12 protein-coding genes are annotated in these 13119 nt (G+C 64.5%); 8 read left to right on the forward strand and 4 right to left on the reverse strand.

From position 1 onward, the window contains the following. Positions 1-4: 4 nt before the first annotated feature. From ACT54B_RS07020 to ACT54B_RS07040, 5 genes are all read left to right on the forward strand, one after another. Positions 5-1234, forward strand: a complete 1230-nt coding sequence (locus tag ACT54B_RS07020) for a pyridoxal phosphate-dependent aminotransferase (protein ID WP_476043894.1) — start codon at positions 5-7, stop codon at positions 1232-1234. Positions 1235-1288: 54 nt separating this feature from the next. Beyond that, complete coding sequence (locus ACT54B_RS07025) at positions 1289-2182, forward strand: MBL fold metallo-hydrolase (protein ID WP_476043896.1); 894 nt, start codon at positions 1289-1291, stop codon at positions 2180-2182. A gap of 33 nt (positions 2183-2215) precedes the next feature. Then, positions 2216-2803 carry an IMPACT family protein gene (locus ACT54B_RS07030; protein ID WP_476043898.1) on the forward strand — a complete coding sequence of 196 codons (588 nt, stop codon included), beginning with the start codon at positions 2216-2218 and terminating at the stop codon, positions 2801-2803. A gap of 326 nt (positions 2804-3129) precedes the next feature. Next, a complete protein-coding gene (locus ACT54B_RS07035) occupies positions 3130-4305 on the forward strand; it encodes an aminotransferase (protein WP_476043899.1) in 1176 nt (391 codons plus the stop codon). 80 nt (positions 4306-4385) lie between these two features. After that, positions 4386-5372 carry a Gfo/Idh/MocA family protein gene (locus ACT54B_RS07040; RefSeq protein ID WP_476043900.1) on the forward strand — a complete coding sequence of 329 codons (987 nt, stop codon included), beginning with the start codon at positions 4386-4388 and terminating at the stop codon, positions 5370-5372. 16 nt (positions 5373-5388) lie between these two features. Here ACT54B_RS07040 and ACT54B_RS07045 read toward each other — a convergent pair whose 3' ends face one another. Beyond that, positions 5389-5808 carry a GtrA family protein gene (locus ACT54B_RS07045; protein ID WP_476043902.1) on the reverse strand — a complete coding sequence of 140 codons (420 nt, stop codon included), beginning with the start codon at positions 5806-5808 and terminating at the stop codon, positions 5389-5391. Positions 5809-5811: 3 nt separating this feature from the next. Further along, on the reverse strand, positions 5812-6807 hold the full coding sequence (locus tag ACT54B_RS07050; RefSeq protein WP_476043903.1) for a glycosyltransferase: 996 nt from the start codon (positions 6805-6807) through the stop codon (positions 5812-5814). 115 nt (positions 6808-6922) lie between these two features. Here ACT54B_RS07050 and ACT54B_RS07055 point away from each other — a divergent pair, with 115 nt between their 5' ends. The 3 genes from ACT54B_RS07055 to ACT54B_RS07065 all read left to right on the forward strand — a co-directional run bounded on the left by ACT54B_RS07055 (position 6923) and on the right by ACT54B_RS07065 (position 11031). Next, entirely contained in the window at positions 6923-8761 is a 1839-nt protein-coding gene (locus tag ACT54B_RS07055) for a hypothetical protein (protein ID WP_476043905.1), read from the forward strand. Positions 8762-8841: 80 nt separating this feature from the next. Further along, on the forward strand, positions 8842-10434 hold the full coding sequence (xseA, locus tag ACT54B_RS07060) for an exodeoxyribonuclease VII large subunit (RefSeq protein WP_476043907.1): 1593 nt from the start codon (positions 8842-8844) through the stop codon (positions 10432-10434). A 3-nt stretch (positions 10435-10437) separates the two neighbouring features. Continuing rightward, positions 10438-11031, forward strand: coding sequence for an NAD(P)H-dependent oxidoreductase (locus ACT54B_RS07065; protein ID WP_476043908.1), 594 nt, complete (start codon positions 10438-10440; stop codon positions 11029-11031). Here ACT54B_RS07065 and ACT54B_RS07070 read toward each other — a convergent pair. Then, positions 11028-11816, reverse strand: coding sequence for a pyrroline-5-carboxylate reductase family protein (locus tag ACT54B_RS07070; protein ID WP_476043909.1), 789 nt, complete (start codon positions 11814-11816; stop codon positions 11028-11030). The two genes, ACT54B_RS07065 and ACT54B_RS07070, sit on opposite strands and share 4 nt — an antisense overlap. Next, positions 11816-13051, reverse strand: a complete 1236-nt coding sequence (locus ACT54B_RS07075; protein WP_476043910.1) for an aminopeptidase — start codon at positions 13049-13051, stop codon at positions 11816-11818. Before ACT54B_RS07075 ends, ACT54B_RS07070 begins: the two co-directional genes overlap by 1 nt. Between the last annotated feature and the right edge of the window lie 68 nt (positions 13052-13119).

Raw genomic sequence — 13119 nt, forward strand, 5'->3', positions numbered from 1 at the left:
GCCGATGGCTGACAGTATCGCAAGCGGGGCGGCCTTCCGCCCTGCATCCCGGATTTCGGCCATCGGCGTGTCCGAAATCCTCCAGATCGGGGCCAAGGCCTCCGCTCTCAAGCGCTCGGGCCGGGATGTGATCATCCTCGGTGCCGGCGAGCCCGATTTCGATACGCCCGACTTCATCAAGGAGGGCGCGATTGCCGCCATCCGCGCCGGGCAGACCAAATATACCGCACTGGATGGCACGCCCGAGCTGAAGGCGGCGATTGCCGCCAAGTTCAAGGCCGACAACAATCTCGACTATGCCGCAGACGAGATCACCGTCTCCACCGGCGCCAAGCAGGTGATCTACAATGCCATGATGGCAACGCTCGATCCGGGCGACGAGGTCATCATCCCGACGCCCTATTGGGTCTCCTATTCGGACATCGTGCAGATCGCCGGCGGCGTGCCTGTTCTCATCCCCTGCGGGGCCGAAACCGGTTTTCGCCTGACGCCCGAGCGGCTCGAAGCGGCGATCACGCCGAAGACCCGCTGGCTGATGCTGAACTCGCCGTCGAACCCGTCAGGGGCGGCCTATTCCCGCGCCGACTACAAGGCGCTGACCGAGGTTCTCGTCCGCCACCCGCATGTCTGGCTGCTCGCCGACGACATGTACGAGCACATTCTCTATGACGGCTTTGAATTCTCGACGCCGGCCGAAGTGGAGCCGCGCATCAAGGACCGGACACTGACCGTCAACGGCGTCTCAAAGTCCTACGCCATGACCGGCTGGCGCATCGGCTTCGGCGGCGGTCCGAAGGCGCTGATCAAGGCCATGTCCGTCATCCAGAGCCAGTCGACCTCCTGCCCGTCCTCGGTCAGCCAGGCGGCGGCGCTGACGGCGCTGGCCGGCCCGCAGGACATCGTGCGCGAGCGCTGCCTCTATTTCCAGAAGCGCCGCGATCTGGTGGTCGAAGGCCTGAACGCCATTCCGGGCATTACCTGCCCGAAGCCCGAAGGCGCCTTCTACACCTTCGCCAGCTGTGCCGGCGTGCTCGGCAAGAAGACGCCTGACGGCAAGGTGATCGAGACCGACCGCGATTTCTGTGCCTGGCTGCTCGAAAGCCATGACGTTGCCATGGTGCCCGGCACCGCCTTCGGCCTCGCGCCCTTCTTCCGCATCTCCTACGCCACGTCGGAGCAGGAACTGAAGACCGCGCTCGCCCGCATCGCTGCGGCGGTTGCCACGCTTGCCTGATACGGAAGAGCCGGGATAAGGTCCCGGCTCCCATCCCCGGACAGGAGACCCTTGATGACCGATGCAGGATCGACCATGCGGGTTTTCAATCCCTATTCGGGTGTGCTTGCCTTCTATGATGGTCGCATCCCCGGCAAGCGCCTGCACGGGGCGGAGCCGAACTGGCTGGATGACGGCGCCTTCAGTCTCGGCACCGCCTCCTACGTAATCATCGATGGGGGCGAGGCGCTGGTCTACGATGCCCAGATGACGCTGTCCCATGCCCGCCTCATCCGCGAGCGCCTGCAGGACGAAGGTTGCCATTCCATCCGCCTCGTTCTCTCCCACTGGCATACGGATCACGTGGCTGGAAACGAAGCCTTTGCCGATTGCGAGATTATCGCCAACAGCCGCACGCTGAAGGCGCTGGAAGCCAATCGCGACAGCCTCGAAAACGGCGATCCGCCGATCCGCCCGCTGATCCTGCCGAACCGGATCTTCGAAGATCATCTGGCGCTGAAGGTCGGGCGTTTCGATGTGGAGTTGCGGCTGGTCGATATTCACAGCCATGACGAAACGGTGCTTCTGCTGCCGGACCAAGGGCTGCTTCTGGCCGGCGACACGGTGGAGGACAGCGTCACCTATGTCTCGGAGCCGGAACATCTTTCCACCCATCTCAAGGAACTGGACCGGATGGCCGGCTTCTCCTTCCGCCATATCCTGCCCAATCACGGCGACCCCGACATCATCGCCGCCGGCGGCTACGACCGGCGCCTGATCGAGGCGACGAAGCTCTATGTGGCGAAACTCCTGCGCCTGCGCGCAGAACCGTCACTGGCCGAACTCTCCTTCGTCGACTTTGCGCAGGAAAGCTTTGCAACCGGCGGCGCGCGCTATTATGAGCCCTATGAGCCCGTCCACCGGCAGAATGTCGAGGCGGTGCAGAAACTTGCCGTGACCGGCCCCTGAACCCTCATCCATTCCGAGACCGGTACATATTCCATGTTCATGCTCACCCAGTCCGGCTCCTTTGCGCAGGAGATCAAGAAAAGCCGCTTCGTGGCCTTTGCCGGGCCGGTGGCGACGGAGGAGGAGGCAAAGGCCTTCATCGCCGCGCATGCGGACCCTGCCGCCACCCATAATTGCTGGGCCTTCCGCATCGGCCCGCGCGTGCGCTTCAACGACGATGGAGAGGTGGGCGGCACGGCGGGAAAGCCCATCTTGCAGGTGATCGAGGGCAATGCGCTCGATCATGCCGTGGTGCTGGTCACCCGCTATTATGGTGGCATCCTGCTCGGTACGGGCGGGCTGGTGCGCGCCTATGGCGGCACTGCAGGAGAATGCGTAAAGCGCATCGAAAAGGGGCCGATCGTGCTGCGGGTACGCTTCTCGATTGCCTGCGATTTCAACGACATGGCCGTGCTGAAGTCCAGGCTCCTGCCGCTTCCCGCCTTGACCCTCGACTCGGAGGATTTCGCACCGGAGGGCGCTGTCCTGACCTTCTCGATCCCCGCCGACGGCTTTGACGAAATCGCTCGCCTTGTGCAGGACCTGACCCGGGGACGGGCGTCGGCAAAGCTTGAAATGTAAGCAATAACTTACTTTTCTTGAGCGGTTTCCTGAGGGAGGTGTGCTGCAGCGCGGCGCATGGCGGCCTTTTCCATTTCCAACACGGCCAGACCGGAGGATGATGATGGGGCCAGCGCCGCGCTCCTGTCATCACCCGCGGGCTTGTCCCGAGCGTCTGCCCTTCGTTGCAAAGGACGCCAGGGAAGCTGGATTCGATTCTATCGCTGCTCATGGGACGTCTGTTGCCGGGATCGCTCCTCCCACTTCACCCAAGATCGGCCATTGCAGGGAAGCGGTCTGCTGGCGTATCGATAGGCAACGCATCACCCGAGGAGTGAATTTCGCCCATGAGCCGCTTCAATCCGCTTGTCGAACGCCTGAACCCGCCCGCCATTCCGACCGTCCTTGGCTGGGGCCGCGCCTATGACGGGCATCGGGGCAAGCTCATCGATCTGTCGCAGGCGGTTCCCGGCTATCCACCGCATCAGGACATGCTGCGCATTCTCTCGGAAGAGGCGCTGTCGCTCGCCAATATCAGCTACGGTCCCATCGAGGGCGAGCGGCCGCTGCGCGAGGCCTACGCGACCTATGTCACCACGGCTTATCGCACCCCGGTTGCGCCTGAGAACATCCACATCACCGCTGGCGCCAACCAGGCCTTCATCGCCACCTGCCTTGCCACCATGGCCTACGGTGATACCATCGCCACCACCAACCCCTTCTATTTCAACGAGGAAATCAGCCTTTCCATGCTGGGCATGAAGGTGCGGCAGATCCGTTGCGCCCCGGAAAACGGGTTCGTGCCCGATGCGGCTTCCGTCCGCGCGGCCATCGACCCCTCGGTCAAGGCGCTGGTGCTGGTCACGCCCAACAACCCCACCGGTGCGATCTATCCGGAGGTGCTGCTCGAGGAGATCTACGAGATCTGCAAGGCAAACGGCACCTGGCTGATTCTCGACGAGACCTATCGCGACTTCCTGCCAAGCGCCATCGACCGGCCCCACGGCCTGTTCGGCAAGGCGGGCTGGGACGAAACCCTGATCGGTCTTTACAGCTTCTCGAAAAGCTTCTGCATCCCCGGCCAGCGCATGGGGGCCATCACCGCATCGCCCTATGTGGTGGCACAGATTTCCAAGGTCATGGACAATCTGCAGATCTGCGCGCCGCGCGCAGCCCAGGCCGCCCTTGCCCGCGCCATTCCTGCGCTGACGGAATGGCGCGCCGGAAACCGCATCGAGATCGACCGCCGAGCCGCCGCGCTCAAGGCCGTGATGCAGCACGCGCCGGACTGGCGGATGGATTCGCTCGGTGCCTATTTCGCCTTCGTGAAGCATCCTTTCCCGGGCGTGCCTGCCGCCGTGGTCTCCGAGCGGCTGGCGCGGGATGCGGGCGTGCTCTGCGTGCCGGGCTCCTATTTCGGCAAGGAGCAGGATCAGCACCTGCGCTTCGCCTTCGCCAATGCGGATGCAGAAACCATCGGCCTCATCGCCGAGCGGCTGGAAGGCTTCCGCATCAACGACTGAATGCAGCCTCCGGAAGATTGCCGGAGGCGAAAAGCTTCGCTAGGGTCTGCCCGGTTCAATCGTTTTAACAGGGGCATTTCATGCTGCGCTTCGGCATTCTCTCGACCGCCAAGATCGGCCGCGAACTCGTCATTCCCGCCATCCAGGATGCGGAAAACTGCGTCGTCACCGCCATTGCCAGCCGCGACGTCACCAAGGCGCGCGCGCTGGCGGATCGCTTTTCCGTGCCGCACGCCTTCGGCTCCTATGAGGAGATGCTGGCGAGCGACACGATCGACGCGGTCTATATCCCGCTGCCCACCTCCCAGCATGGGGAATGGACGATCAAGGCTGCCGATGCCGGCAAGCATGTGCTCTGCGAAAAACCCATTGCACTCAAGGCCTCCGAAATCGATGCGCTGATCGCAGCCCGCGACCGGAACCGGGTTCTCGTGTCGGAAGCGTTCATGGTGACTTACGCTCCGGTCTGGAAAAAAGTGCGTTCGCTGCTGCGCGAAGGCGCTATCGGCACGCTGCGCCATGTGCAGGGCGCCTTCACCTATTTCAACCGCGATCCCGGCAACATGCGCAACATTCCCGCCCTTGGCGGCGGTGGCCTGCCCGATATCGGCGTTTACCCCACCATCACCACGCGGTTCGTGACGGAGGCTGAGCCCCTGCGTGTGCAGGCCACCACCGAGCGCGACCCGGAATTCGGGACTGACATCTATTCCTCGGTCCGCGCCGATTTCGGCAGTTTCGAATTGAGCTTCTATATTTCCACCCAGATGGCCAACCGGCAGATCATGGTTTTCCACGGCACGGAAGGCTTCATCGAGGTAAAATCGCCCTTCAATGCCGATCGCTATGGTGCGGAAGAGGTGGAGTTGACCAACCAGAACCACGGCATCTCCCAGATCTTCCGCTTCCAGGACAGCCGGCAGTACCGGTGCGAAGCGGAAGCCTTCGCCGCCCGGGCGCTCGGCGGCGAGGCGGAGGTCGTGTCGCTGGAAAGCTCGAAGCGCAACCAGGCCTTCATCGACGCCATCTACCGCGCCAGCGAACGGGATGGCTGGGAAACCGTCTGAGCCTTGAGGCGGGGCCTCAGGCTCCGCCTTCATCCCCTTCGTCCTTCCGGCCTTCGCCGAAGACGAAACGGGAATAGCCGACATAGCTGAAAGCCATGGCGGCGAGCGAAGCCGCCACCACGGCCGCCACCGGCTGCAATCCGGGCAGCAGGAAGATCAGGCTCGCATAGATCGCGTAATTCAGGCAGGCGCCGAGAATGCCGACAAAGGCATAGCGCACGCCCTCATCCGTCGCCGAGCGGCCTGACCGGTCGAAGGTGGCATTACGGTTGATCTGCCAGGTCACAAACATGGCAAGCGCAATCGAGAGGATGCGCGCGAAATAGGGGCCGAGCGGCGTGTGGGTGATCATCAGATGCAGGCTGCCCGCATCGGTCACGAAGCCGGCGGTGCCGGCAATCACGAAGAAGGCGAGTTTCTTGATCTTGTCCCGCACGGATCACGCAGCCTCGGCGCGGCGCGGCGCGCCGCTGGCCATGGTGGAGGCGGGATAGGCCGCGCTCAGCGATTTCATGCTGTTGTACCAGAACCGCAGTTGCTCCGTCCGGGAGCGGGCGACCGAATCCAGGATGGTCCCCGCCGTCAGCGCCACGAAGGAAATCATCATCAGCGCCATGGACAGCACCCAGGTGGGCTGGCGCGGCACCAGTCCGGTCATCGCATATTCGTAGAGAATGGGCGTCATCAACGCGCCGCTTGCCAGCATCAGCATCACGGAAAGCAGGCCAAAGAAGGAAAATGGCCGCACTTCCTTCATCAGCATAGCAAACATCCAGAGAATCCGGAAGCCATCGCGGAAGGTGGAAAGCTTCGATTCCGACCCCTCGGGCCGGCGGCCATAGTCGAGCACGATCTCCGAAACCGGCAACCGCAGGCGGAAGACATGCACAGACATTTCCGTCTCGATCTCGAAGCCGCCGGAAACGGCGGGGAAGGTCTTGGCAAAGCGGCGGGAAAAGGCACGGTAGCCGGAAAAGATATCGGAAAAATCCGTCCCGAACAGAGTGCGGTAGAGCGTATTGAACAGCCGGTTGCCGAAGGCATGCCCCTGGCGGCCCGCATCGTCATGCACGCCGCGCCGTGCGCCGACCACCATGTCGGCCTGACGGTCGATCAGTTCGGAAATCATGTGACCCGCATCCGCCGCCGAATAGGTGCCGTCGCCATCGGCCATCAGATAGATGTCCGCCTCGATATCGGCGAACATGCGCCGCACCACATGGCCCTTGCCCTGACGGGGCTCGGTCCGGACGATCGCGCCCGCCAGCAGCGCCTTCAGCGCCGTGCCATCGGTGGAATTGTTGTCGTAGACATAGATATCGGCGCGCGGCAATGCAGCGCGGAAGCCGGCCACCACCTCCGCAATCGTCGCCGCCTCGTTATAGCAGGGGATCAGCACCGCGACCTGGGGTTCTGCAGTCATTGCATCGGCCATTGGTTTCTACTCTCGACACAGGAAATCAGCCGGACCATAGGCAGGTTCCGTGTATTTACTATTTCTTGAGAAGGTTAAGGCAAGGTTTCCGAAAATTCATATTGGACGAATGATTATGCACATTGATTGGAACTTTACCGACGATGGCTCCGGCATCAGGCCGGAAGACCTCGAGACAACCGGACCGCGCCCCTACAATCCCTTTCCCCTGCTGGCGATCTACGGCCTTATCCTCGTTTTCATTCAGCTATTTGCCCACAGCAAGAGCAGCGACTATGTGGGTTTCGACAATGACGATGCCATGCGCCTCGTCGAGGTTCGCGATCTCCTTGCCGGTCAGTCCTGGTTCGATCTGACACAATATCGCATCGGTCTTGAAAACGGGGTGCTGATGCACTGGTCCCGCTTCGTGGACTTGCCGATCGCGCTCCTGATCCGTTTCTTCTCGCTCTTCACCCCCGGGGAGGGGGCCGAAGCGCTGGCGCTGGCCGTCTGGCCCCAGTTCTTGTCCTTTATCATTGTGATGCTGATGGGCATGGCGGGCCTGCGCGCCGGTGGCCGGGTGACCATGAACATCGCGGCTGGCATGACCGTCCTCTATGTGTACAGCATGGGTCGCTTCATGCCCGGCTCCGCCGATCATCACAATCTGCAGCTCACCTTCGCCACGCTTCTGCTCGTCATGCTGCTCGATCCCCGGAGGCGGGCCTCGAATTATGCGATTGCGGGTTTCGCGGCTGCGATGGAAATCGCCATCGGCGCGGAGGCCGTTCCCCACGTGGCCGCGGTGTGCCTGGTCGTTGCCTGCCTCTGGGCCTGGCATGGGGAGAAGATGCGCCGCGCAGCAGCGGCCTTCGGCCTGTCGCTCCTGTTCTTCATCTCGGCCGCCTTTTTTGGCACTGTGCCGCCCCATCTCTATGGCATGGTCACCTGCGACAGTCTCTCGCTCGGTTTCTATTCGCTTGCCACGGTGGGTGGCGGGCTCCTGTTCCTGTCGGCGGCCTTCCTGTCGGGGCGCAGCGTTGCGATCCGTGTCGGGGCGCTGGGCGTAACGGGCGCCGCGGTACTGGCAACGGCCGGCATCATCGCTCCGCAATGCCTCGGCAATCCGCTCGGCAATCTGGATCCGATGTTGACCGAGCTCTGGCTCAGCAAGATCATCGAGGCCTATTCGATGGTCCGTCAGTGGCACGAGCAGCCGGGAAGCGTCGGCGCCTACTATGGGGTTGCCTTCGCGGCAATTCTCCTCTGCCTCTACCGCATCCTGCGTGGAGACCGGCGCGAATTGCACCTCATTGTCCTGCCGCTGCTCGCCATCAATTTCGCCATCGCCGCCGTTCAGGTGCGGGGCACCATGTTCTCGAACCTGATCACCATCCTGCCCATGGCCGTCCTCGTCACCGATCTCAGGGCCTGGCAGCAGGCAAAGCCCGACAGCACGGTACGATCGCTGACCTATCTTTCTGCCGGTCTCCTGTCGCTGCCCCTCCTTTGGTCCCTGATGGGACTGATGCTGGACAAGGGCTGGAAAGGCTTCGTCGAGCAGATGGGGGAGCCGACCATCAAGGCGGCAGCCTGCGGGTCGCGCGCGATGCTGCAGCCGTTGAACGCCCTGCCGACGGGCACCATCCTTGCGCCGTCCGAGCTCGGAACCAAGATCCTCCGCTTTACATCCCACCGCGCCCTTTCGGCGCCCTATCATCGCAACCAGGCGGGGATGCTGACCGAATTGAACACGGGCCTTTCCATGCCGGATGAAGCGATTGCCTTCCTGCGCGGCGCGAAGGTGGATTATGTGCTCTTCTGCTCCACAGACGCCCAGACGCAGAATCTTGCCCGCATGAAGCCCGAGGGCTTCTACGGGAGCCTGCTGGCCGGGAGGGTTCCCGCCTATCTCGAGCCCCTCAACCATCCGGAACCGGGCGGGCTGGAGATCTTCCGGGTGCTGCGATAGCAGCATGCGGTCCAGGGGAAGCGGCTGCGCCTTCAAGTTCCTGATTTCGCTCGCCGCCCGCATCCACTAGTCTCTCGCTCATGAGCAGCCTTTTCGATGCCGATTCGCCGAGCAATCTCACCGAATATTCCGTTTCGGAATTATCCGGCTCCATCAAGCGTACCGTGGAAACGGCCTTCGATCAGGTGCGGGTCCGCGGCGAGATTTCCGGCTACCGGGGTCCCCACTCGTCCGGCCATGCCTATTTCTCCCTGAAGGATGACCGCGCCCGCATCGATGCGGTCATCTGGAAGGGCACCATGGGGCGTCTGAAGTTCCGCCCCGAAGAGGGCATGGAAGTGGTCGCGACCGGCAAGATCACCACCTTTCCCGGCTCGTCCAAGTACCAGATCGTCATCGACGCGCTGGAGCCAGCCGGGGCCGGCGCGCTGATGGCCCTGATCGAGGAGCGCAAGCGCCGCCTCGGCGCCGAAGGTCTCTTCGATCCCGCCCGGAAGAAGCGCCTTCCCTTCCTGCCGAAGGTGATCGGCGTCGTGACCTCGCCGACGGGCGCCGTCATCCGCGATATCCTCCACCGCATCGCCGACCGCTTCCCTGTCGATGTCATCCTCTGGCCGGTCAAGGTGCAGGGGGAAGGCTGCGGCGAGGAGGTGGCGCGCGCCATTGCCGGGTTCAATGCCCTGTCGCCCGACGGCCCCCTGCCGCGCCCGGACGTGCTGATCGTTGCGCGCGGCGGCGGCAGCCTGGAGGACCTCTGGGGCTTTAACGACGAAATCGTCGTCCGGGCTGCCGCCGCCAGCGCCATTCCGCTGATTTCCGCCGTCGGCCACGAAACCGACTGGACGCTGATCGACCATGCCGCCGATATCCGGGCACCCACCCCGACGGGTGCGGCGGAAATGGCGGTGCCCGTGCGGGCCGATCTTCTGGCGCAGGTCAGCGGGCTCGGCGCCCGGCTCGCCTCCGCGCAAGTCCGCCGCATGGACATGCGTCGCCAGGAGTTGCGCGCTCTCATGCGTGCCTTCCCCTCGCTGGACCAGCTTCTTGCCCTGCCGCGCCGGCGCTTCGACGAAGCCTCGGCCGCGCTCGGACGGGCGCTGGAACTCAACACCGTCGCCAAGCGCCGCCGCTTCGAGAAGGCGGCTGCCGGCCTGCGTCCGGAAACCATGGTGCAGCGGCTTGCCCATGAGCGCCAGCTGCTTGCCCGCCGCATGGACCGCATCGCCCGCAATGCCGAACGGGTCATCGATCTCTCCCGGGCAAGGCTGCACCGGGCCAGCGGGGCGCTGGACGGGGTGCCGCTCCGCCTGCTCGGCGAGTATCGCCGTCTGCGCGACCGGCTGGAGAACCTTTCCCGCCAGGCCGACAGCGCGCTGTCGAACCGGCTGGTGCGCTATCGCCACACCGTCGCCGCGCAGGACCGGGTTCTGCAATCGCTCTCCTACCGCAATGTGCTGAAGCGCGGTTATGCGGTGGTGCGCGATGCGGAAGACAGGCCCGTCAGCCTCAAGGCGGCCCTGACCGGCGGCGAGGCCGTGTCGGTGGAATTTGCCGATGGCCGCATCTCCGCCGTGGTCGGCGAGGGCGCCCCGGAACCCGCCGCCGCGCCGGCTGCCCCGGCTCGCAAGCGCGGCCCCCGTACCGATGGCGGCAATCAGGGGAGCCTCTTCTGAACCATGCATGTTCTCGTCGTTCTCGCCCATCCCGTGCCGGAGAGCTTCGCCGCCGCCGTGGCGGACACCGTGGTCTCCACGCTGAAGGCCGGCGGCCACAGCGTCGATCTGCTCGATCTCTACCGGGAAGGCTTCCAGCCCTGCCTGACCCGGGAGGAGCGCGGTGCCTACATGCAGCCCGGTTATGATCCCGTCGCGGTCAGGAGCGAGGTGGAGCGGCTGAAGGCTGCCGATGGGCTCATCCTCGTCTTCCCCCAGTGGTGGTTCAACATGCCGGCCATCCTGAAGGGCTTCATCGACCGGGTCTTTGCCCCCGACGTCGCCTTCCTCCATGATCCGGAAGGTGGACGCATCCGGCCCGGCCTGACGCGCCTGCGCTTTTTCTGGACCGTCACCTCCACCGGCTCGCCCTGGTGGGTGGTGCATCTCTATATGGGCAACCCGCTTCGCCGTATCCTGAAGCGGGGCGTGGCCACCTTCTGTGGCAAGGGCCTCTCCTTCCGCAGCCTCAACCTCTATGACATGGACCGCGCCACGGCGGCCAAGCGCTCGCGCCATCTGGAAAAGGTCCGCCGCGCGGTGGCGGCGATCCGCTAGCCGGCCCCCCGCGCCTTTTCCTCCGCTGCCCCGAGCATGGCCCGCACCATCCTGGCAAGACCGGTCTTCTCCATGGCGACCAGGCCGGCTGCGGTCGTCCCGCGATAGTCGAGGAAGATGTCGACAATCCCGGCGGGCGAGCGGTCGCCCGCAAGTTCACCCGCAGCGCCCTTGAGCAGCTGGGCGATCGCCCGGCCTGCCAGACCCTCCGGCAGGCCCCGCGCCCGAGCGTCCTCTTCCATGGCCGCGGCCAGACGGGCAAAGAAGGCGGGTCCCGAGCCGGTCAGCCCCGTCAGGTAATCGAGCTGGTCTTCTGCCTCCACCCATTCGGCAAGACCGCTGGCGCCGAAGAAAGCCTCCGCCCATGCCCGGTCCTCCGCCGTTACCTCCGGCGAAGCGAAGAGCGGCGTGAAGGAGAGACCCCGCTCCGCCGCAGCATTCGGCATGGTGCGGATGATCCGCCGCGCGCCGAACCGGCGTTCGAGTGCTTCCATCGGCACCATGGCCATGACCGACAGCAGGAGCTTGCCCGAGAGGTCGAGCGGCACGGCATCGAGATCCTGCGGGCGCACGGCGAGCAGCACCACATCCGCCGATGCTGCGGCTGCGAAATTGTCCGCCGTGACCGCGACGGCGGGGAAGGCCTCGAAGCCGGCAATCGCGCCCCTGCGGCTGGTGATCACGGTGCGGGCCGCCTCGATGACGCCAGCGGAAAGAGCCCCGCGCACAAGCGCGCTGCCGAGCCACCCGCCGCCACCGATGGCCGCTAGGCGCGGCGTTGCCATCAGGCCCATTCTCCCTTGCGTATGACAGGCACGCGGCTGCCATCGGCAGCGATGCCGTCGATGTCGATCTCGCCCGAGCCGATCATCCAGTCGATATGGATCAGGCTGGAATTGCCGCCCTGCGCCTTGATTTGTTCCGGCGTCAGCGAAGCGCCGTCGACGAAGCACTTCGAATAGCACTGGCCAAGCGCGATGTGGCAGGAGGCGTTCTCGTCGAAGAGCGTGTTGTAGAACAGCACGCCGCTGGCCGAGATCGGCGAGGAATGGGGCACGAGCGCCACTTCGCCCAGCCGGCGGGCGCCCTCGTCGGTGTCCAGCACCTTGTTCAGCACCGCTTCGCCCTTCGAGGCGTGCGCCTCCACGATCCGGCCCGCTTCGAAGCGCACCCGGATCTCGTCGATCAGGCTGCCCTGATGCGACAGCGGCTTGGTGCTCGACACATGGCCCTCCACCTTCAGCGCATGCGGGGTGGTGAAGACTTCCTCGGTCGGGATGTTCGGGTTGCAAACGACGCCGTTATTGGCCTTCGCCGCGCCGCCATGCCACTCATGCCCGTCGGCAAGCCCGACAGTCAGGTCGGTTCCCGGCCCGGTGAAGTGCAGAGCCGAAAAGCGCTTGCCGTTCAGCCAGGCGGAGCGGGCGGCGAGATGGGCATTGTGCTGGCGCCAGGCCTCCACCGGATCGGCCACGTCGACCCGCGATGCGGCGAAGATCGCATCCGCCAGCTTGCCGACGGCCTCGTCTTCCGGCAGGCCGGGGAAGACCAGCTTCGCCCAGGAGGGGTTGGGATAGGAAATGATGTTCCAGTTGATGTCGAAATTGGAGATCTTTTCCAGCGCCGGCTTATAGGCGGCGGAATTGGCCCGGTTGGCGCGGGAGACCTTGGCAGGGTCCTCATTGGCCAGCAGCATCGGGTTGTCGCCCGCCACAGCCAGGCGTGCCGCGCCGTTTGCATAGGCCTTGGCCATGCCCTCGTAGAGCCAGCCGGCCGCCCGGTCGAAGCTCTCGTCGCTGCCGTTGCGATAGCGCGCCAGCGTGCTTTCCTCGTCGGAATAGAAGGTGGTGACGATGCCGGCGCCCGCCAGATAGGCGTGCTTCGTGAGAAGGCGGGTCAAGGGCAGGGCCGCCACCGGCGCGGTGATGACGAGATCCTGGCCCTTCTGCAGCTGGAGGCCGACCTTGATGGCCACTTCGGCCAGTTTCTCGAGCTTTGCGGGATCAATCGGAGCAGACATGCCGTGCCTTTCGAATCTGTGGTGGGCGCAGACTTTATGCGGTTTATCCGTCGGGAAAAAGGCGGTAG

The sequence above is a fragment of the Gellertiella sp. DMC107 genome (assembly GCF_056313605.1).